We start from the raw sequence: 21316 nt of genomic DNA on the forward strand, positions 1-21316 counted from the left end.
AAGAAACCCGAAAAAATAGATTAATTACTTAGCTAATAAGCACTTATAGCTTAAAATAAAGGTCTCAACAGTTAGCTCACTTATTATAAAGAGTACTAATGCAAACCAAGAATTTAGCGCAATGGCTTACCCATATCCAAAGCTTTCATCCTAACGAAATAGCGTTAGGACTAGACCGAATAACTCAAGTTGCTCAACGGCTCAACCTACTGGAGCAAACCGCTGGCGTTATTACCGTAGCTGGAACTAATGGAAAAGGTTCTACGGTTGCAGGACTAGAAGCGGCTGCGCTTAGTCAAAACCTGAATGTTGGAGCTTACACATCACCGCATATTCTACGTTTTAATGAACGAATTAAAATTAATGGCCAAGAAGTCGTTGATGAGCAGTTAATTAAAGCATTTGAGCAAATTGAGTCTGCTAGAGGCGAGATTCTTTTAACTTTTTTTGAATTTACTACGCTTGCTGCGCTTTGGGTTTTTAAAAGCCTGAGTTTAGACTTGGTTATATTGGAAGTGGGCTTAGGTGGCCGCTTAGATGCGGTTAATATTATCGAGTCAGATATCGCCATAATAACCACTGTTGATTATGATCATGCAGATTGGCTTGGCAACGATATTAATCAAATAGCAGCAGAGAAAGCCGGTGTTATCAGGCCAAACAAAGCGGCATTTATTGGTGATAGTAAGACGTTAAAGTTAGTTAAAAAGGTACTTCCCAAGCATCCAAAGCTTAACTTAGTAGAGCCAGCCAATGCGACTGAAAAACAATTAATAGCCAGCTTTGCAACTAATCCTTATCAATTACTAGAGCAAAATTTAATGTTGGCGAAAGCCGCATTTAATTGTTTGATGATACAACAAGGCCACCGTTGCAACATTACAAAGCCGTTAGAATTAAGCAGTATTTTAAGTCATATAAGGCTAGCGGGGCGGTTTCAAAAAGTCCATGATAAGCCACCCATTATTGTAGATGTAGGCCACAATCCGCAAGCGGCCAGAAATTTAGGTGCTCAACTAGAGCGCTATAAAAACCAGTTTAGTATTCGGCAGGTGAGTGCGGTTTGCGGTATGATGACCGACAAAGCAATTAAAGAAGTACTTACAGAGTTAAATCATTTAGTTGATAATTGGGCTTTTATTGATCTACCGCCGCCAAGAGGTAGTAGCGGGCAGGCGCTTGCGACAATTTATGCTCAAGCGTTTCCAGAACAGTCAACTTCTGCGGCTATTGGAGCCTATAACAGTATTGAATTAGCTTTTGAAGACTTAGCAGTAAAAGTTAAAGGTTTTGGGCAACATGATAGCTTGATTTTAGTATTCGGCTCTTTCATAACTGTTCAATATATGCTTGAATATCAGCAGGTTAGTTTAAGCGACTCAGTTTTAAAGCAAGGAGAGTCCGGTTTTGGAAAATAGTTTAAAGCAACGCATCGTAGGCGCCATTGTCTTAATCGCTTTGGCTGTGATATTCCTTCCAGCTATTTTAAAAGAAAAAACTCAACAAGCGCCGTTTGAATCGCAAATTCCTGAAAAGCCAGAAACTTTAAAGACATTTTCACTAACGCCTGCTCAGCGAAGTAAAAGTCAGCAAGTCCATTCAGAGCTTGATCAAAAAGTCGTTAATCAGCGCAAAGTCCGCGCGCAACATGAGCAACAGCAGCAGCAAGAATACCAAGCGGTAGCACAAGCGTTACAAGATGAAATAACCCCAAAGCAACCAAAAGCAATAGAGCAGCAAGACCAGACTATTGCCACAGAAGCCGTTGCAGAGAAAGAGCCTACTTTGCCAGCTAAGAAAAAGCCCGCGCCGCTGATTCAGCGACCTGCAGAGCTTAGCCAGCAGCATCAACCCGATACGTGGTTGCTACAAGTGGCTAGTTTTAGTCAACAAGCGAATGCAAATAGGTTAGTTGATAAACTCCGCGAGAGTGGATTAATAGCTTACGCTAGGCAATTCACGGTTAGCCAAAAGCCTACTATTTATCGGGTTTATTCTGGACCCTACATGACCAACGAAGACGCGCTGCGCGCTAAAGAGCAGGTAGCTAAGCTAGCTGGCACGCAAGGTTTAGTATTAAAATACGACCCGTTAAAGCATTGATAAGTCAATCCCTTAAAAATGCAAAATTAGAATGCGGGTAATACTGTTTAAGAGATAATAAATTTGATAGAATTCGCACCATCTTACCAACAGAGCGGTTTTCACTATGCAGTGGATTGATTGGGCTATTCTTATCATAATTGCCATTTCTTCTGGGATTAGTCTGATAAGGGGCTTTGTTCGCGAAGCATTGTCGCTGGCGGGCTGGGTGTTAGCTTTTTTTGTTGCAAAAGGCTTTTACGTTGAATTCTCTTCTTTATTAACCAATCATATTGAAACACCTAGTCTTAGGCTCGGCGTTGCTTGGGGTGGACTTTTTATTATCACCTTAACAGCTTGCGGATTATTGAACTATATTATAAGTAGGTTGGTTGAAAGTGCCGGCTTAAGTGGGATGGATCGCATCATGGGAATGACTTTCGGGGCTTTGCGCGGGGTTTTAATAGCCGCAGTCATTGTTATTGGATTACAAACCTTCACCCCAGTAGAAAAAGATCCTTGGTGGCGACAATCTCAGCTTATTCCCCACGTGGCTTACATAGGCGATTGGTTTTACGACCATTTAAAAGACTCCATTCCAGCAGTTGAAAGTACTTTAGCGGTTGGTAAAAACTCCTGATATTTATTAAAAGGTTCTAAAAATTATGTGTGGTATTGTCGGTATATTTGCAAGTTCACCGGTCAATCAAGGATTGTATGACGCGCTTACTGTTTTACAGCATAGAGGTCAAGATGCGGCAGGAATAGTAACTCTCAAAGACGGTAAGATGTATTTGCGTAAGGCAAATGGTTTGGTTAAAGATGTATTTCATACCCGACATATGCAACGATTACAGGGAAATATTGGCGTCGCGCATGTGCGCTATCCAACCGCAGGTTGTGCTAGTTCTGCAGAGGCGCAACCCTTATATGTAAACTCGCCTTATGGTATTGTTCTGGCGCACAACGGTAATTTAACTAACCAAGAAGAACTTAAACACGAACTATATCAAACCGATCGACGTCATATTAATACCAGTTCAGATTCAGAAATATTGTTAAATGTCTTCGCCCACGAATTACAAAAGTCTACCCACGAGCCACTAACTCACAAAGGAATTTTTGCCGCAGTCAGTAACCTATATAAACGCTGTAAAGGCGCTTATGCTGCGCTAGCATTAATTAATGACCACGGCATGGTTTGTTTTAGAGATCCTTACGGGATTCGCCCAGTAGTATTTGGTAAACGCGAAGTCAATGGTAAAACTGAGTATATGTTTGCTTCAGAAAGCGTCGCTTTAGATGCACTTGACTTTGAACTCGTGCGAGATGTTAAGCCGGGAGAAGTGATTTACATTGATTCAGACGGAGAGCTTCATAGTCAACAGTGTGCTGAAGCTCATGAAGCTGCGCCTTGTATTTTTGAACATGTTTATTTAGCCAGACCAGACTCAATTATGGACTCGGTTTCGGTTTATCGCGCCCGCTTAAGAATGGGAGAAAAACTAGCTGATAAAATTAAACGCGAATGGCCAGACAACGACATTGATGTGGTAATACCAATTCCCGATACTTCCACCACGAGTGCAATGGAGCTGGCTTTAAAGTTAGGCGTAAAATTACGCCACGGTTTTGTTAAGAACCGATACATTGGCAGAACATTTATTATGCCTGGCCAACAAATGCGTAAAAAATCGGTCAAACAAAAGTTAAATGCAATTGATTTAGAGTTTAAAGATCAAAACGTTTTATTAGTAGACGATTCTATTGTACGCGGTACTACAAGTCAGCAAATTGTTGATATGGCAAGAGAAGCGGGCGCTAAAAAGGTTTATTTTGCTTCGGCGGCACCAGCGGTCAGATACCCTAATGTTTATGGTATTGATATGCCGTCTGCGAAAGAGTTGATCGCTCATGATCGTACTGAAAAAGAAGTTGAAAAGTTGATTGGTGCAGATAAATTAATTTATCAAGATTTAGATGATTTAATTGATACTTGTCGCGAGGGTAACCCAAAAATTAAGCGTTTTGATACCTCTGTGTTTGACGGCCAGTATATAACCGGCGATATTGACGCAAACTACCTTCAAGCTTTAGATGACAAACGTAATGACATGGCTAAAAGCGGAAGTAGCGTTGAAAAAATGGAAGACGATAATCTGCCCGATGATAACGACGATACTTTTATGGAAATTCATAATGTAGGTGGCGCTTAGGTGCTAGCTTGGATCTCTGGTAAAATTCTTGCTTGGCGTGGCTGGACAGAAGTTGGCAGCCCGCCAAGCATTAACAAATATTTAGTGATAGTCGCCCCACATACGTCTAATTGGGACTTCTTTATTTTTTTACTGTTTAAGTTTAAACATAAACTTAAAATTAGTTTTATTGGCAAGCATACTATTTTTATTTGGCCTTTTCGGTGGTTCTTAACAAGAATAGGTGGTATTCCGGTTAATCGTAGCGGCAGCAATAAGGTTGTCGATAGTATCGTGCAAGCCTTTAATGAAAATGAGAAAATGATTTTTGCTTTATCGCCAGAGGGTACGAGAAGCTTAACTGATCATTGGAAATCAGGATTCTACCATATTGCTATGAATGCTAAAGTGCCAATTCAAATGTGCTTTTTAGATAAGAAAGATAATAGCTTAGGGTTTGGGCCACTGATTCATCCTTGCGGTGATAAAGAAAAAGACTTGGCTATCATTAGAGAGTTCTATCAAAATAAAGTGGGCATTAATCCAAAGCAATTTAGTAATATATCGTTTAAAAAGGCTGCGCAGAAAAAAAATAAACATTAGCTTAGCGCTTTCAAGGGATTAGATTTGAAACTATTGACAATAATGCTCAGCAGTTTTCTTGCTTTATTTGCATGCGCTGGAAGTGCTAATAATCTTGATCATCGTTATCAGAAAGCATTTCGTGCTCAATCACTTTCTTTAAAACAAGGATTGTCGCAAAGCGTTGTTTACCAGGTTTATCAAGATAGCGTTGGGTTTATTTGGGTGGCAACAGAAGATGGGCTCAACCGATTCGACGGTTATGAGTTTGAAGTGTTTCAGCATGTACACAGTAATCCTAACTCTCTGCATAATAATTATATCGTTGCTATAACCGAACAAGCTGGTAAAGGCTTGTGGCTAGGTACTCAAGAAGGCGCTAGTTTTTTTGATTTTAAAACGCAAGAATTTAAAAGCTTCCATGCAAATAACCCCGATCTTAAATCTTTTGTTAATAGCATCTTAGTTAACAGCCAACAACAGGTATTGATTGGAGGCGATAACGGCCTTTTTGAATATCAAGCCGAACAAGATCAAGTTGTTTTGTTTAAGAGCGCTGCGAATAAGTCGTTAGATGTCGAAGTGGTAGAAATAAAAGCTTATGGCGAGCAAGCGATCGTAGCGACCGAGTCCTGTATTTACTTGTTAAGTAAGCAAAGAGAATTACAACCGCTTTGCCATGGCGATTTTAAACAGTGGTTATCTGAACGAATTATTTTGTCCACTGCGGTGTTTGAAGATCAGCTATGGATAGGTAGCAGCGGTGGCTTGGCAGAAATCAACCTTAAAACGGGCGACTTTAATGAGTTTAGTCTGTCTAAAAAGCAAAGGCTTTTAAGTACCGCCTATATTCAAGATATTACTCTTGATAGTGATAATAACTTGTGGGTAGCAACTGATAATGGCTTGGTTTATTATCGAGTTAAAGAACATGAGTCAATGCGCTTTCAATATGATCCTAGCGATTTGGAAGGATTGTCATCTAGTGACATTTTGTCGGTTTTTATCGATAACAATGGATTAGTTTGGGCTGGCACATACGCCAACGGTTTAAATATTCTTGATCCATCTAAAACTGCGTTCGAACGGCTTGTAACTCGTTCAGATACAGACAAACTAAACTTGTCTAATAAAATACACTCAATAGCAAAAGACCGTTTTGAGCGATTATGGTTAGCCAGTTTTGGAAGCAATGTTTTAAGTTTAGATTTAATGACAGGCGAGCTATCTCAGCCATTTGCAAATTACTTTAACGATAAAAAACATCTCGATTATGCTTATTCGCTGCTAATTGACCATCAAAATAAACTCTGGGTCGGTTCAACCAGAGGTATGTCATTATTCGATTTAAATACAGACAAAGCGTTAACCTTTAACCTAGTAAAAAATAATGAGGCTTACCCGCTGAATGATTTCATTTTTCAGATATACGAAGATCATGATGGAGAGATTTGGTTAGCCACGTTAAAAGGATTATTCAAGGTCGAGCGGCAAGTTAGAACAGCAGATAACATTACCATATTTATAAAAGATTTATTAACCGAAATTCCTTACAGCTTTAAAGATCGAAACGCTCGGGTTAGCCGTATCTACCAAACATTAGATGGTAATTACTGGATTGGTGGCCCTAGCGGATTGTTAGTTTACTACCCTGAAGCGCAGCAATGGCAGCATTATCAATATCAACCAAATAATCAGCAGTCACTCTCGAGTGACGATGTTCAAAGCATTTTTGAAGATAGTCGAGGCGTGTTATGGATTGGTACTGCCAATGGATTAAACAAAGTGTTTCGAAATGGCCCCAATGATATTTATTTTGAACGAATAACCAAAGAGCAGGGGCTACCCAATAATAATATTTATGGCATCTTGGAAGATGCAAAAAATCAGCTTTGGATATCAACTAATTTAGGCTTGGTTAAATATTCCGAAAACAAAGGTTCGTTGAGAAGTTACCGCGAGAACGATGGGTTAACAAGTGATGAGTTTAATAGTGCTGGCTATTTTTCTGATAATAATGGTGTACTTTATTTTGGTAGTATAAATGGTGTAACCGTGGTGAATAGTTATAATTATAACAAGCGAGAGCCACGTCGAAATTTAACCTTTACTAAAATTAAAGTGGGTAATCGATATGTTGATTTGTATAACCTTAGTCAACAGAGTCAACCACAAATTACCAAGCGTAAAGGTGAGTCAACTATAGAGATCAGTGTGTCGGACTTATACTATAAAAAGTTATCATCTCAACAATACCGATACAGAATACTCGGCTTAGATAAAGATTGGAAATCGATTGGACGAGAACGAAGTTTTATTTTAGCGGGCTTACCACAAGGACTGTATTTCTTAGATATACAGTCAAAAATTGATGATGAACCCTGGTCTTCTCAGAATTTACGTTTAAAGATTATTGTAAAATCTAACTTTATAAAAAGTACTGAAGCTTTATATTTAGTTATCTTTTTGGCTTTGTTAACCGTCATGTTAACGGTTTTTTATATGCGAAGATATTATGGTCTAAAACTTACCAAGATAGAGAACTTAGTTAAAATTGAAGAAGTCAGAAATAAAGAGTCGAAAAAACTCAATGACGATTTACGTCTAGAGCTGGAGTCTAAAGTTGAGCAGGTTAGTAAGTTAAATAAACAAGCGACTCAAGCTAAACTCATTTTAGCAACACAAGAGTTTAGAGATGAACTAACCGGCCTTTATAACTATCGATATTTTAGAGAGCTTATCGACTTTGAAACTCGCAAGTTTTCCACTAAACCAGATAGCTTTAACCTGTTTGCCGTTATTGAAGTAATCGATTTTAAACAATTAGCCAAACAACATAATCATGTTTGCATGTTAGAAGTCATTAGCCAAATCGCGAAGCAAGTAAAACAATATACTTCCAGTGAAATGTTTATAAGTATTCAAGCGCCAAACCAATTTATACTGTTGGGCAACACTCAAAACGGCAACGTAACCTCACAAAGTTTGGTTTACTTTGTGAATCAAATGGCGAAAATTCTGTTTCATGTGGCGAATGGCGTCACTTTACAATCTCGTTTTGGACTTACTTATGTAGAAATGTTTGCAGATAACCTGCCCAAAAATTTAGACTACGTAAAAGTCTTAGATGTACTTACTAGAGTGCACGACTATAAAGTTAGAGAAACCACGGGATTGCTGCATAGAGTTGACTTTAGCCAGTCTATAGTTGAAGTTATTGAAAAGTCTCAAGGCTGCTCTATTGAAGATTTAATAGAGTCTAACTTTATTACATTGAATAATGTTTAGGCGTTAATAGATTAAAATACAAAGTAACTAAAGAAGGTAAGACTGAGAATGAATCGATCGATTAAAGTGTTAACGATTAGTGTTTTTACTAGTTTTATTTTTTGTTTTTTAATAGGCGCTGCTGCCCAAGCAAAGTCGCGAAATGATAGCGCTCTGCTAGAGTTTAATTCAATTGTTTTTCCACAAGTTGCGCAAGCAGGAATGGTTGCGTCGCAAGAGGCACGAGCCACTCAAGTTGGAGTTAATATTTTAGAACAAGGAGGCAATGCGGTCGATGCTGCTGTGGCAGTTGGATTTGCCCTAGCTGTTACCTTACCTAGAGCAGGAAACATCGGTGGTGGTGGCTTTATGATGATATACGATCAACAAGCAAAACAAGTCAATGCACTCGATTATCGAGAAAAAGCGCCCTTATTAGCGAATAAAAACATGTTTATTGGCTCTAATGGTGAGGTAGCAAATCATCGAGCACGCTTTTCTCATTTGTCTAGTGGCGTTCCAGGAACTGTCGCAGGTTTGGTAAAAGCGCATAAGAAATTTGGTCGATTGCCGTTTGCTAAACTAATTCAACCTGCAATTGAGCTTGCAGAAGGCATGCCCGTCACCTTTGCGCTAGCACACTCGCTAAATTCTAAGCGCGAGCGGTTTAGCCGTGACCCTGGCAGTAAATCGCAATTTATTAAACCTGATGGTTCAATGTGGCAAGTTGGTGATGTGATTAAGCAAACCGCTTTGGCTGCAACGCTTAGAAAAATACAACAGAGTTACGGTGATGATTTTTACCAAGGCAGTATCGCCAAATCAATCGCAGATTATTTTAAAGAAAATGAAGGTTTGATAACACTTAACGATCTACAAAGCTATCAAGCGAAGTGGCGTCAACCTTTGTCGACTAAGTTTAATGGCTATACTATTTACAGCATGCCACCGCCAAGCTCTGGTGGTGTTCACTTACTTCAATTGCTTAATATAATGGAACACTTTCCAATTAAAGAAGCCGGTGCAAATAGTGCTTACGAAACCCACATAAAAACCGAAGCGCTTAAACATGTTTATGCCGATCGCAGTAAGTATTTAGGTGACCCTGACTTCGTAAGAGTCCCCGTTGATGAACTAATCAATAAGCGCTATGCCAAGCGAATTGCGCAAGCAATTAATCTTAAAAGAGCAGTTAAATCGAGCGAAATTAAACCCGGTCAATGGTTAGATAAAGAAAGCCCGCAAACTACCCATTTTTCAATAATGGATAGTCAAGGAAACATGGTCTCTAACACCTACACTTTAAACTTTAGTTTTGGTTCGGGTAAAACTATTCCTAGTATCGGAATGCTTCTAAACAACCAAATGGACGATTTTTCAGCCAAACCAGGCTCTCCTAATGGTTATGGTCTAATTGGTGGGAGCGCTAACTCTATTCAGCCTGGAAAACGCCCCTTAAGTTCGATGACACCGGTCATTGTTTTGAAAGATAACCAGCCTTGGCTTGCGACGGGAAGTCCAGGGGGAAGTAAAATTATTACTATCGTTTTTAACTTTCTGTTAAATCGACTTGTGCACGGAATGAACATAGCTGACGCAACGATAACACCACGAATTCATCACCAGTGGCTTCCTGATAATCTTTATTTAGAGCCTGGCTTTCCTGTAGATAGTATCAAGCTATTACAGCAATTAGGTCACTCAGTTGTTTCAAGAAATCCTTGGGGCAGTATACAGTCAGTGGAATATGCTAACGGCCTTTTTATGGGCTTTTCTGATCCTAGACGTCCGGGGAGTTTAGCTAAGGGTACCAATGAAATTTTAAGTGTAACTGAAAAAGAAAAATAAACTGAATGCTTCATTGGTTGTTTTGGAAAAAACATAACTTCCAATAACCACTTCAAAGCGGAAACTATTAGCGGGTAAGCAAAATATTTTTGCTTACCCGGTAAACTAGGCTATTTTTTATCAATTATTATTTTGCGCACAGTTTTTCCGTTTTTATCGCCAATATTATCATCAAGAATAACTTCGAATTCGCATTCATCTTCCGCTTCACAGTGCTTTGAATTGAGGCTTACATCGTCGCTCATTTCTTTTATGACAATTAAGTTTGAGTTTGCAAACTCAACTTTTTTAGTGACCCCAGCAGAAATAAAGGCTTGTTTTATTATTTCTTTTTGCTCATCGTTTAATTCAACTCCAGAAACCGTTACTTGATTAATATCGTGGCGACTTAAATGCTTGGCCCGGTGAAGTTTGGCTGCCATATCGCCTTTAAAGACAGGTATATCAACTGTTTTACCTTCTACTTCAATTTTAATTTTATCGTTATTTCTAGTTGCGTTTAAATTGGCTCCTTCTTGTGTGGTAATGACCTGAGTTTCTTCTTCTTGTAGCTGTGGAAGCGTAAAGGTATGTTGCGAGCCGTCTAACACTAGATTAACCTTGGATTGACCAGTCGATTCTTTTTCAACTTTTATTTGTACTTCGGTCGCTTCATTTGCAGCATTTGCAGCATTTGCAGCATTTGCAGTTTGGCTTAGAAAACTTAGGCTACAAAAAAACGCTAAGCTGACGATTGATAAAGTTGTTTTATTCATGTGAGTGACTCCTTAAACTGTTTCAATATTTATTATGACCTGACTAACTTAATTGTTAGTTAGCTTAAACATAACAATAAGCGTGCCAATATTTGAACAAGTATAGCTGCTATTTGAAATAGCATTTTCTAAGTAATATCCTTATATAGGGAAATTAGACCTGATATCAGGAAATACGATATTTTTCTAGGCGGTATAAAAATGCTTTATAGCTCATGCCCAATAAGTTAGCCGCTTTGGTTTTATTTTGGTGGCACATTTCGAGTGCTTGCTGCAAACACGAGCGTTCGTGTGCTTCCCAGTCTAAACCTTCCTTAGGCAAAGTAAAGTCTGTGGAAATTGGTTGTTGAGTTAAATTTAATTCTTCAAAGTCAGCTAACTCGATCTGATTTTGGTTCGCTAAAATAACTAGGCGTTCAAGGGTGTTTTTAAGTTGCCTTACATTACCAGGCCAGCTGTAGCTTAGAAGCGCTTTCAACGCGGCTTTTGCAATAGTCACGGTTGGCCTTTGATATTTTCTACAGGCATCTTCAATAAAAAACTGGATCAAGCTAGGTAAGTCTTCGCTGCGTTCACTCAACCGGGGCATATGAATTGGAATTACACTTAATCGGTAGTAAAGGTCTTCGCGAAATCGTTGTGCTTTTATTTCTTCTGTTAAGTTTCTATTGGTTGCAGCAATTACTCTAACATTTAATTGAATCTCTTTATTCGATCCGATTCGAGTGATGCAGCCTTCTTGTAAAAAGCGCAAAATCTTACTTTGCATTAATAGCGGCAGCTCGCCAATTTCATCTAAAAATAGCGTGCCACCATCAGCGGCTTCAATCGAACCGATTCGAACTTTATTGGCGCCAGTATATGCGCCTTTTTCGGCACCGAACAACTCAGCCTCAGCCAGACTTTCTGGAATTGCAGCACAATTTACCGCTATAAACGATTGTTCAAAACGTTCTGATAGTTTATGTATTGCTCTGGCCGCAAGCTCTTTGCCAGTGCCACTTTCACCACTGATTAAAATTGTTGCGTGGGTTGCTGCAGTTTTTTCTATTCGTTGGTAAATTTTGTTCATTGCTTCGGAATCGCCAATCATATCAACAAGTCGATCTCGTTGATTATTCTGGCTTTTAAGCACCGCATTTTGTTGCTCAACTTCGCTGATATAAAGCTGTTTGTTAATACTAAAAACCAAGCTAGATAAGTCAAATGGTTTAGCTAAATAGTCGTCAGCGCCGGCCCTAATGAGCTTTATTGCATGGGATGGATCGCTATGCGCGGTAATTAAAATAAACGCTGTTTGCGGTGTATTGGCTTTTATAAACTCTAAAATTGATTCGCCTGACTGTTCTGGCAATTTCCAGTCGGAAATTACCACACTATAAGCAGTTTGCTTTAGTTTTTGTATTGCTACTTCTGCTCTACCACAGTCGTCAACTAAAAAGCCGTGCCTGCTTAATGCCTGCTTAATAAGCTCGCGCTGTTCGGCTTCGTCTTCAACTAATAATATGTTAACTGGATTTATCGGCATACTATTCTCTATTTTTAAGCGTGACTAAACAAACACAACCATCTTCGGTATTGGTTAGGCTAATGCTGCCAGCATACTTTAAGGTGATTACTCTATGGGCGAGATATAGCCCCATACCAGCACCATAGGTTTTATTCGTGTTGTGCGGTTTAAATAAATTTTGTTTAATTGACTCACTTAGTCCTGTGCCATTGTCTTTTATTTCAAGTTTAACCAAGTTTTCATTAGAGGCTTTGTTGCCTAAATTAATAGTAACTTGGGTTGAGGCTTTGTTTTCGAGCGCATTCACAATTAGGCATTGTAAAATGCCCTTAATCTCAGACTCTACCAGCATTAAATTTACCGCTTTATTCTCGCTGCGATAAATAATATCTTTGTTATATCCCGGCTTTATTTCAGCGATTAAATTTACCAATAAATGATCTAAATCAACGGTCTTTATTAACGTCGCATCGTTATTCATCACGGTCATTAAAGATTTAACCCAACGATCAATACGACTAATCTGTTGCTTAGCTATTTGCGTAGTTTTGATAGTTTGCGTTCGCTTGTCGCTGGCTTCAGCGAGTTGTTCAATAGCAAAGCTAAGCGTGTTTAACGGGTTTCTAATAGTGTGAGCAATTCCTCGAGCTATTTCGGCTAATTCACTTAGTTGTGCTTGTTCTTGTAGTCGTTGGTTGTTTTGTTGAAGAGACTGAATTTGGCTAGACATTTGGTTAAAGCTATCATGAGTTTGTTTAATTTCTTTCGGTTGCCAAATGGTAGCGGACTTAATTTTATGGCCAAAATTTCCAGTCGCAATTTGCTTTGCGGCTTGTTGTAAATCGAGTAACGGTTTGAGCATAGTATTAACAAAAATTATCGCAATGCATACGCCTAAAATAAGTAGTCCAAAAGTGACATAAAACATTTGGTTTGATAAATTTTCTAAGGATTCTTCAATCCCTGTGCGTGGTATGGGAACTTGGAATGTGTTGTTGGCACTCTGTAAGATTAAGTATTTATCTTCGGCTCGATTAATTAGCTCTATGGTTACTTCTTGGTCAAACTGTTGGAGTAGATTAGAGGAAATATGTTGAGTCTTTCGAATGGTCTTTCTAGTCGACATTGGCTCTTTGAGCAAAAGTTTGTCAGATGTGTCAGTCGTCACTGCGATAGCAGGGCTATGCGGACTTAATTTAACTTTCTCAATAATCACTTTAGGTTGTGAAAATATTAGCTTTTCTGCAGTTGCTCGGCTAACTTCAAATGCTGACTTGCCAATTTCATCAGCGATTAATTGAGTTGATTGGTTAATTGCAAACCACTGTGACGCTAGCACTAGCGTTAAAAGCGTCGTTATAAACAATAAACTCAGGTTTTTATATGTCATTCGCACAGTCCTACTTAAATGTTGACCTTATTACTGAGATTAGAAAGCAGGTTTCATGCCACTCGTTTAGTTAATAAATAACAACACTAATATAAGCCGCAATTAGACTAACTGTAACCATAATTATGAGCTAGAGCAACCCAAGGGGGTGTGGCGACTAACCGATCAGTTAGTGTTGTGAATGAATAACAATAAAAGTCGCGATACCTAAAATATAACCAATGGTTTCCCAGCGGAGAATTAGCTTTTTAAGGCCTGCGATTGAGCGGCTGTGTCTTTTCGTTGGTGGTGCCGAAAGATGGGGTTGGTGATGATGTTCGTGAGCTTCGCTAGTATGCATACAGCCGTCTGAATGGGGCTTATGAATTACAACATGAAGTAATGAACCAGCGATAAGCGACTGCATGAAAGCGAGTATGCTACTTTCTTTTAAAAGAATAATTGATTGACTGCCAGCGTATCCAGCAAGGGTTGCTAAACCCATTAATAACAAAGTGAGTAGGGCATAACGCTCACCCAACAGCGGCTTTAAAATCCACCAAATGGTTAGGCCAACAGGGAGCCTATGCAAAACAATAGCTAAACTAAGCCCATTGGGTTTGTGTTCTGCGGTTTGCATTGCGATACCGTCAAGTCCGGCATGCACGATTAACCCTAATATGCCCAATAAAATAGTGAGCTTATGGGTTGTATCAGCGGCTTTTCGAAACGTTTTCTCAATAAATGTAGGCCCGTAAAAACCAACAAAACAGAGTAGTAATGCGATTAAACCGATTTCGCTGTATGTTTCTGGAAGCACTTCAAATACAACAGTAAAACCAACCATAACAATGATAAAGCCACTGACAATTTTATCTGTACGCTTCATTGGGCCAAATGTTTGGTAAACTAAAGGGCCAACAAAAAGCGAGAAAAAACTGGCGATTAATGCGATCATTTAAATAGTTTGCCCGGGTTAAGTCGATTGTCTGGGTCAAAAGTCGTTTTAATTTGTGACATTAATCTTAGCTCTGCTTGGCTACGGCTATAGTGCAAGTAGTCTTTCTTTAATAAGCCTACGCCGTGCTCTGCTGAAATACTACCATTAAAAGATTTTAAAATATCGAAAATTTGCGGGTTGGCTTGAGCACATTCTGCTTTAAATGTGTCTAAGTCCATTGCAGCAGGTTTTAAAATATTCAGGTGCAGGTTTCCATCGCCAATGTGTCCAAACCAAATATTTTCAAAGCTGGGGTAATGACGATTTACAAATTCGTCGACTTGAGTTAAAAACTCGCCAACTAAAGAGGGCTTGACAGCGATATCGTTTTTATAGGGCGGGTAGTGAGCGATTGACTCAGAAATTCCTTCACGATATTGCCAAAGTTCTTCTGCTTGCTGACTACTTTGGCTAATAACACCATCGACTAACCAACCATTTTCTGCCGCTGATTCAAACGCTTCGAAAGATTTTTCCATAACCTGTTCAGAAGGAGATTCGAACTCCAATAAAACATAAAAGCTCGCTGGTGTGTCAAATGGTGTTTTTAAGTCTCTATGCGCTAGCACTTTTTCTAATGCGGCTTGGGAGAAAAATTCAAATGCCATTAAATCAAGATGGGCTTGAAAATGACTTAGTAAGTTAGACACGTTGCTAAGCTCGTCTACCGCTAGCAGCATAACCGTTGGGTTTTGTGGTGGGTTGGTTAGGCGCATAGTTGCTTCGGTGATAATTGCTAAAGTGCCTTCGCTGCCAATTAATAAATGGCGTAAGTCGTACCCTGTTGCATTTTTAACCAGTGCATGATTCAAGTGTAAAACTTCGCCATCTGCTGTTACTGCGGTAATTGCCGCAACCCAGTCTCGGGTTAGTCCATATTTTAATACTTTAATGCCACCGGCGTTGGTCGCGATGTTTCCGCCAATTTGGCTAGAGCCAGCAGATGCGAAGTCAACGGGGTAATATAAATTGTTTTCTTCTGCAAACATTTGTAACTGCTGGGTAATTACACCGGCGCCACAATGAACCGTTCGATCTAAGGGGTTAAAGTCACTAATTTGGTTGAGCCGGTCGAGTGATAATATAAGCTCTTGATTGGTGGCAACTGCGCCGCCACTTAAGCCTGTACGCCCGCCAGAAGGAACAATGGCAATATTATGTTCTTGGCAAACTTTAACGACTTGCGCCACTTCGTTGGTATTAGCAGGCTTAACTAGCGCCAGTGAATTAGGCGTATAGAGGCGGCTCCAATCTTGGCCATAAGTCGCTAAGTCGTCAGCTGAAATGGATACAAACTCGGAACCTACGATGTCTTTTAGCGCTTGGATAAAATCTGACATTAAACAATAACCGTATATAACTGATGTGTGGGCTGATAAAGCCGCTATTGTACTTCGATGAATTGTTGGTTAGAAGCAATTTATGTGTTTAATAGCGAATTACCTTGTGCAGCAGGCAATAGTTAGTGCAAGTATATAGAGCTGGGCTGGTTGCAATAGTTTGAGCTATGTGAGCTAAGTCATCGATAACTAGCTAAATGAGGTATAAGGTTGTTATAAGCGCTATTTAATTGAACTAAGATACAATCTATTTAGCAAAGACGATAGGTCGTGAAAAATTGACTTAACTGGAAAATTTAATGGGTGAGAAATATCAAATTAGAAATAAAGAATAATAGAGAAAACAGTGCAGTAAGCGTGTGACTAATCTAGCAGTAGGAAAGTACTCAAATTAGATGTGTAGAGCCGACATGGTGGGCGCTAGTGGGCTCGAACCACTGACCCTCGCCTTGTAAGGGCGATGCTCTCCCAACTGAGCTAAGCGCCCATGTCGTCAACACGGGGCGCATGATAGAGATAAAATTTTTATCCGTCAACTATTAAATTAAATATTTTTTTCAGCGGACATTTTGATAAAATAAAACTAAGTGAATTTTCTAACCAAAAAGTGAATATTAGATGTCTGTTAAAACTCGATTTGCTCCTTCGCCTACGGGCTATTTACATGTTGGTGGTGCGCGTACTGCACTTTATTCTTGGCTGCACGCTAGAGCAAACCAAGGGGAGTTTGTATTAAGAGTCGAAGATACGGATCTTGAGCGCTCAACCCCCGAAGCAGTTGAAGCCATTTTAGAAGGAATGAATTGGTTAGGGTTAAATTGGGACGAAGGCCCCATTTATCAAACTCATCGATTTGAGCGCTATAAGGAAGTTATTCAACAACTCATAGCTACCGATCAAGCTTATCCCTGTTTTTGTAGCCGAGAGCGATTAGACTCGTTACGCGAGCAGCAAATGGCTAATAAGCAAAAGCCTCGTTATGATGGGACTTGTCGTCATTTAACCGCAGATGAAGTTGATCTTTCCAAAGATCACGTTATCCGATTTAAAAATCCTCAAACAGGAGCGGTTAGTTTTAAAGACGTTGTAAAAGGTGAAGTGTCATTTCAAAATAATGAACTAGATGATTTAATTATCGCCCGAACCGACGGCTCTCCAACTTACAACTTTACTGTTGTTGTTGATGATTGGGATATGGGCATTACTCAGGTAATCCGCGGTGACGACCACTTAAACAATACACCGCGACAGATTAATATTTTTAAAGCGTTAAATGCGACACCGCCAGAATATGGTCATGTACCTATGATCTTGGGTGACGATGGGAAAAAACTGTCTAAGCGTCACGGGGCGGTAAGTGTGATGCAATTTAGAGACGACGGCTATGTTCCCCAAGCAGTACTCAATTACTTAGTTCGCTTAGGCTGGTCACACGGTGATCAGGAAATTTTTAGTATGCAAGAAATGCTAGATTTATTTGATATTAACGACATCAACAAAGCGCCCTCAGCATTTAATACGCAAAAGCTTAATTGGTTAAATCAACAATATATTAAGTCACTACCCATGTCTGAGTTGCTGCCACATCTTAGTTGGCATATCGAGCAGTCAGGCCTTGATTTAGCTAATGGGCCAGAAATTAGTTTACTGATTCCAGAGTTTGCTGAAAGAGTGCAAACCTTAAAAGACTTAGTAGAAATAGTTAAGCCTTATTACACCGATTTTGAGGACTTTGAAGAAAAGGCTGCTAAAAAACATTTACGGCCAGTGGCTAAAGAACCTCTTTTAGCTATTAAAGAAAAGCTAAGTTGCATACAAATCTGGGAAGCTACTGGACTACAAGCTGCTATAGAAGAAACTGCAGCTGAGTTAGAAATTGGAATGGGTAAAATTGGGATGCCACTGCGAGTTGCCGTTACCGGTGCAGGTATGTCACCGAGTCTCGATATTACATTACAGTGGGTAGGTAAAGAGCGTAGTTTAGCGCGCATTGATCAGGCGCTTGCTGCAATTGAAAAACGCGAACAGAGCGCGTAATTTGGTTACAAGGAAAACTCGATTGAATAGGGTAATGTTTTTGTTAAACAATTTCTTAAAGTCGCTAAGCGGGCTTTGGTTATTATTATGTTGTGCTAATGTCTTAGCGTCAGAGATCAAAATTTTAACCAAAAATCCAGTTCAGGGAAGTCTAATTGTTGGACAGTTAACTGTGCCCGGTGAAGTTTTTTTTGCAGATAAAAAACTTAAACAAGACTCAGCAGGTTATTTTGTTTTTGGCGTGGGTAGAGAAGCAAAACCTCAAGTGGCCTTGGAATATCAAACGGCTAAAGGACGCTTTACTAAAAGCATTGCTATTGGAGCGCGTGACTGGAAAATTGAAAGGGTCGACGGGTTGCCACCAAGCAAAGTTTCACCTAAAAAGCCTGAAGTACTCGCCAGAATAAGACAAGAAGCGGCGCTAGTTTATAAAGCTCGGCAAACTAATAGCGACTTAACCAGTTTTAAAAGTCGTTTTATTTGGCCCGCTAAAGGCCGTATCTCCGGTGTTTATGGCAGCCAAAGAGTATTAAATGGTGAACCTAAGCGACCACATTTTGGTTTAGACATTGCCAATTCAGTCGGCGAGCCGGTTGTTGCGCCTGCCTCTGGTAAAGTCGTGCTTGTCCATTCAAACATGTTTTATTCTGGTGGCACGCTATTAATAGACCACGGCTTTGGCGTGACTTCTACTTATATTCATTTACACAGCATTAATGTGAAGCAAGGCGATTGGGTTGAGCAAGGTCAAAAAGTTGCAACTATCGGGAAAACGGGTAGGGCAACAGGGCCGCATCTAGATTGGCGATTAAACTGGTTTAATGTTCGCTTAGATCCGCAGTTACTGCTCGAGGGTATCAGTCAGTAACAGGAACTTGTTTAACAGCCTAAATAAGTTTTCTGTGAAGCTGCTTATTAACCAGAAAGCAGCCTATAATTTCAATAAGGTAGTTTTAACTAAATAAGATAGTTTTGACTAAATAAGATTGTTTTAACTAAATAAGATTGTTTTAACTAAATAGTAGAGTGAGCTTGGCAAAATAAACTAAGCGCCAGTCACTCATTTAATTAAGGACGTAATGACAGTGCTAAGTTTTTTAGAAGTTAAAGACGGTTTTATCAAGCTTTCGCAGCAACCACATAATGCTACTTTTGAAGACTGGGTCACTTTGCCTAATCAAGTTGCTTTAAAACAACATGATAGTGGAGTTATTCGAGTTAAGCCGGTTAAACCGAGCACACAGGCGTTAGTGTTGAGCTGTGCAATTCATGGTAACGAAACCGCGCCTATTGAAATATTGTCTGAATTGCTGAGTAAAATTGTGCTCGGATATTTAGAGCCCAAAGTGAATGTGCTTTTCATTTTAGGTAATCCAGAGTCTATGAAGATTTCACAGCGATTTGTAGAAATTAATATGAATCGCCTATTTAACGGTGCTTATAAGGATTACCCTAAAACCGAGCAAAATAAATATGAGCTTGAACGCGCTAAAGATTTAGAGACTTACGTTATCCAGTTTTTTAATGATTTTCCTGAGGCAAACAAACGCCACTTAGATTTACATACTGCGATTAAACCGTCGTTTCACCAAACATTTGCCATAAGACCTTTTGACAATCACCCAATAACTAAGGCTCATAAAGCTTTATTGTCAGCTGCTGGAATTGAAGCGGTATTACAACACAACAAACCATCGACCACTTTTTCTGCGTTTTCTGTCAGCCAGTTTGGTGCAGAGGCGTATACTTTAGAGCTTGGAAAAGTTAAACCCTTTGGCGAAAATAATGTTGCTGACTTTGCTAAAGCAACTCAATGTTTAGAGTTGTTGTTACAAGATAAAGCGTTAACCGACTATGGTTCAGAAAATGTCATTGAGTATAAAGTGGTGGCAGAAATTATTAAGCATTCTGAAGAATTTAAATTTTATGTCAGCGAATCAGTAGAAAACTTTACGCCGTTTCCACAAGGTTTTTTAATTGCCGAAGACGTTGATTTTAATTACCGAGTAGCCTTTAACCAAGAAGCGGTTGTTTTTCCTAATATTAATGTACCGGTAGGTCAGAGAGTCGCTGTTATGGTCACTAAGGTCGATAACTAATTTAAACCAGCTACTTTTAAACATAGGAATGTGAAAAAGGTCAAGCACTCACTCCTAATTTGATTTAAACTGGTTTAAATTGCTCAAATTATTGATATCACAATGAAAATGAATCACTTGTTTGTTGGGGTAGTGCTGCTGTTTATCTACCATAGCGCCAATGCTGCTAAACTGGAAGCTTTGCTTCATGTTGGCTTAGATACTAACCCTCACGATTTATCTGATACTTCAGGCACGGTACAGCAAGAGTTTGCTCAGGCTGGTATTTACTCTAAAAGCAGTTATAACGATTGGCTACTGTGGGACATAAACGTCGAAAAAACGCTTTATTTTAATGACGATAGAGCCGATCGCTTCGCTGGTGAACTTGCGATTGCAGTGCAATCAAATTTCAATTTATTAGAACTGCCTTTTAATTATGCGCTTGGTGCTGGCGTTGAGCGTAACGACGAAACTTATATTGCCAAAGAAACCGGACTGGTTGCGACTTACGACAATAATTCTATTGCCGATCGCTTTGATAGTGACTCGCGATTTTACCAATTTAGCTTAAGCCATCCATTTAGTGAGCGTGCATACATCGAAGTTAATTATCAAAATAAAGATGTAAGTTTCCAGCAATATGCATTAGATGGACTCGATAACCTTGACCATAAAGAGAGCTCTGTAGGAACTAAGTTAGGGTTTAAGCCGCAAGCAAGCGCAGAATATTATATTGGATTTACCCACCACTTACGAGATTACAAAGCACGAGAAGACAGGGATGAGCAAGGTGAGTTAATTGATGGTTCGCAATTGTCATTTAATCGATATCAAACTCATTTAGGTTATATCTTTCATACCGAACAAGGCACAGAATGGGACTTTCAGTTTTTTTATGTGAACAGAAGCTCATCTGGAACTCAGTATTACGATGCGCAGCGCTCTGGAATTTCTGTCTCTACAGATATTCAGCTGGCAGACTATCACTATCTAAATGCCATGCTTAATTATGAGTCTTTTGTTTTTGATGAAAGCCTGCAGCAGCCTTTTGAGTATTTAGATCAAAACGATGTAGAGCAGCAAGGCGGCCGCATTGCTCTAGAGTATCGTTGGTTAATCGCTTCATTGTTTAAAACCAGCTTAGGCTTGTATGCCAAAGTTGAATTTAAGCAGTTCACAAGCCCAAACGATTTTTACGAGTTTCAGCGTCAGCAAGCTTCTGTTGGTTTTGTCTGGAAACTAAATTAATT

The 21316-nt window shown here is 39.4% G+C and carries 16 protein-coding genes and 1 tRNA gene; 11 read left to right on the forward strand and 6 right to left on the reverse strand.

The window, feature by feature from the left end:
• The first annotated feature begins 98 nt into the window (after positions 1–98).
• The 7 genes from ACUR5C_RS07495 to ggt all read left to right on the forward strand — a co-directional run bounded on the left by ACUR5C_RS07495 (position 99) and on the right by ggt (position 9974).
• Positions 99–1418 (forward strand): bifunctional folylpolyglutamate synthase/dihydrofolate synthase, encoded by a 1320-nt coding sequence (locus ACUR5C_RS07495; protein ID WP_454467735.1) that lies wholly within the window; start codon positions 99–101, stop codon positions 1416–1418.
• Positions 1408–2103: an SPOR domain-containing protein gene (locus tag ACUR5C_RS07500; protein WP_454467736.1), complete on the forward strand. Its 696-nt coding sequence runs from the start codon at positions 1408–1410 to the stop codon at positions 2101–2103. Before ACUR5C_RS07495 ends, ACUR5C_RS07500 begins: the two co-directional genes overlap by 11 nt.
• A 106-nt stretch (positions 2104–2209) precedes the next feature.
• Complete coding sequence (locus tag ACUR5C_RS07505) at positions 2210–2722, forward strand: CvpA family protein (RefSeq protein WP_454467737.1); 513 nt, start codon at positions 2210–2212, stop codon at positions 2720–2722.
• A gap of 25 nt (positions 2723–2747) precedes the next feature.
• A complete protein-coding gene (purF, locus tag ACUR5C_RS07510) occupies positions 2748–4298 on the forward strand; it encodes an amidophosphoribosyltransferase (RefSeq protein WP_454467738.1) in 1551 nt (516 codons plus the stop codon).
• Entirely contained in the window at positions 4299–4880 is a 582-nt protein-coding gene (locus ACUR5C_RS07515; protein ID WP_454467739.1) for a 1-acyl-sn-glycerol-3-phosphate acyltransferase, read from the forward strand.
• 24 nt (positions 4881–4904) lie between these two features.
• Complete coding sequence (locus tag ACUR5C_RS07520; protein ID WP_454467740.1) at positions 4905–8147, forward strand: ligand-binding sensor domain-containing protein; 3243 nt, start codon at positions 4905–4907, stop codon at positions 8145–8147.
• 48 nt (positions 8148–8195) lie between these two features.
• Positions 8196–9974: a gamma-glutamyltransferase gene (gene ggt, locus ACUR5C_RS07525; protein ID WP_454467741.1), complete on the forward strand. Its 1779-nt coding sequence runs from the start codon at positions 8196–8198 to the stop codon at positions 9972–9974.
• Positions 9975–10084: 110 nt separating this feature from the next.
• Here ggt and ACUR5C_RS07530 read toward each other — a convergent pair whose 3' ends face one another.
• From ACUR5C_RS07530 to ACUR5C_RS07555, 6 genes are all read right to left on the reverse strand, one after another.
• The gene (locus tag ACUR5C_RS07530; protein ID WP_454467742.1) at positions 10085–10729 is read right to left on the reverse strand and encodes a hypothetical protein; all 645 of its coding nucleotides are present in this window, start codon (positions 10727–10729) and stop codon (positions 10085–10087) included.
• A 166-nt stretch (positions 10730–10895) separates the two neighbouring features.
• The gene (locus tag ACUR5C_RS07535; protein ID WP_454467743.1) at positions 10896–12257 is read right to left on the reverse strand and encodes a sigma-54-dependent transcriptional regulator; all 1362 of its coding nucleotides are present in this window, start codon (positions 12255–12257) and stop codon (positions 10896–10898) included.
• 1 nt (position 12258) lies between these two features.
• Positions 12259–13629 (reverse strand): ATP-binding protein, encoded by a 1371-nt coding sequence (locus ACUR5C_RS07540; protein ID WP_454467744.1) that lies wholly within the window; start codon positions 13627–13629, stop codon positions 12259–12261.
• 169 nt (positions 13630–13798) lie between these two features.
• The gene (locus tag ACUR5C_RS07545; RefSeq protein ID WP_454467745.1) at positions 13799–14566 is read right to left on the reverse strand and encodes a hypothetical protein; all 768 of its coding nucleotides are present in this window, start codon (positions 14564–14566) and stop codon (positions 13799–13801) included.
• The gene (locus ACUR5C_RS07550) at positions 14563–15948 is read right to left on the reverse strand and encodes an FAD-binding oxidoreductase (protein WP_454467746.1); all 1386 of its coding nucleotides are present in this window, start codon (positions 15946–15948) and stop codon (positions 14563–14565) included. Before ACUR5C_RS07550 ends, ACUR5C_RS07545 begins: the two co-directional genes overlap by 4 nt.
• A gap of 411 nt (positions 15949–16359) precedes the next feature.
• Positions 16360–16435, reverse strand: a tRNA-Val gene (locus ACUR5C_RS07555).
• A gap of 131 nt (positions 16436–16566) precedes the next feature.
• On the opposite strand from ACUR5C_RS07555, the gene gltX reads away from it, so the two are divergent.
• The 4 genes from gltX to ACUR5C_RS07575 all read left to right on the forward strand — a co-directional run bounded on the left by gltX (position 16567) and on the right by ACUR5C_RS07575 (position 21314).
• Entirely contained in the window at positions 16567–17985 is a 1419-nt protein-coding gene (gene gltX, locus ACUR5C_RS07560; protein ID WP_454467747.1) for a glutamate--tRNA ligase, read from the forward strand.
• Positions 17986–18025: 40 nt separating this feature from the next.
• Complete coding sequence (locus tag ACUR5C_RS07565) at positions 18026–18853, forward strand: M23 family metallopeptidase (RefSeq protein ID WP_454467748.1); 828 nt, start codon at positions 18026–18028, stop codon at positions 18851–18853.
• Positions 18854–19064: 211 nt separating this feature from the next.
• Positions 19065–20084 (forward strand): succinylglutamate desuccinylase, encoded by a 1020-nt coding sequence (astE, locus tag ACUR5C_RS07570; RefSeq protein WP_454467749.1) that lies wholly within the window; start codon positions 19065–19067, stop codon positions 20082–20084.
• 102 nt (positions 20085–20186) lie between these two features.
• On the forward strand, positions 20187–21314 hold the full coding sequence (locus ACUR5C_RS07575) for a hypothetical protein (protein ID WP_454467750.1): 1128 nt from the start codon (positions 20187–20189) through the stop codon (positions 21312–21314).
• Positions 21315–21316: the final 2 nt, after the last annotated feature.

It is taken from the genome of Aliikangiella aequoris (assembly GCF_053709105.1).

Excerpts from the sequence above, each read along its gene's own strand:
- gltX (WP_454467747.1), top strand. The coding sequence starts at position 16,567 with ATGTCTGTTAAAACTCGATTTGCTCCTTCGCCTACGGGCTATTTACAT.
- purF (WP_454467738.1), top strand. The coding sequence starts at position 2,748 with ATGTGTGGTATTGTCGGTATATTTGCAAGTTCACCGGTCAATCAAGGA.
- ACUR5C_RS07535 (WP_454467743.1), bottom strand. The coding sequence starts at position 12,257 with ATGCCGATAAATCCAGTTAACATATTATTAGTTGAAGACGAAGCCGAA.
- ACUR5C_RS07495 (WP_454467735.1), top strand. The coding sequence starts at position 99 with ATGCAAACCAAGAATTTAGCGCAATGGCTTACCCATATCCAAAGCTTT.
- ACUR5C_RS07505 (WP_454467737.1), top strand. The coding sequence starts at position 2,210 with ATGCAGTGGATTGATTGGGCTATTCTTATCATAATTGCCATTTCTTCT.
- ACUR5C_RS07575 (WP_454467750.1), top strand. The coding sequence starts at position 20,187 with ATGAAAATGAATCACTTGTTTGTTGGGGTAGTGCTGCTGTTTATCTAC.
- ACUR5C_RS07530 (WP_454467742.1), bottom strand. The coding sequence starts at position 10,729 with ATGAATAAAACAACTTTATCAATCGTCAGCTTAGCGTTTTTTTGTAGC.
- ACUR5C_RS07545 (WP_454467745.1), bottom strand. The coding sequence starts at position 14,566 with ATGATCGCATTAATCGCCAGTTTTTTCTCGCTTTTTGTTGGCCCTTTA.
- ACUR5C_RS07550 (WP_454467746.1), bottom strand. The coding sequence starts at position 15,948 with ATGTCAGATTTTATCCAAGCGCTAAAAGACATCGTAGGTTCCGAGTTT.
- ACUR5C_RS07540 (WP_454467744.1), bottom strand. The coding sequence starts at position 13,629 with ATGACATATAAAAACCTGAGTTTATTGTTTATAACGACGCTTTTAACG.
- ggt (WP_454467741.1), top strand. The coding sequence starts at position 8,196 with ATGAATCGATCGATTAAAGTGTTAACGATTAGTGTTTTTACTAGTTTT.
- astE (WP_454467749.1), top strand. The coding sequence starts at position 19,065 with ATGACAGTGCTAAGTTTTTTAGAAGTTAAAGACGGTTTTATCAAGCTT.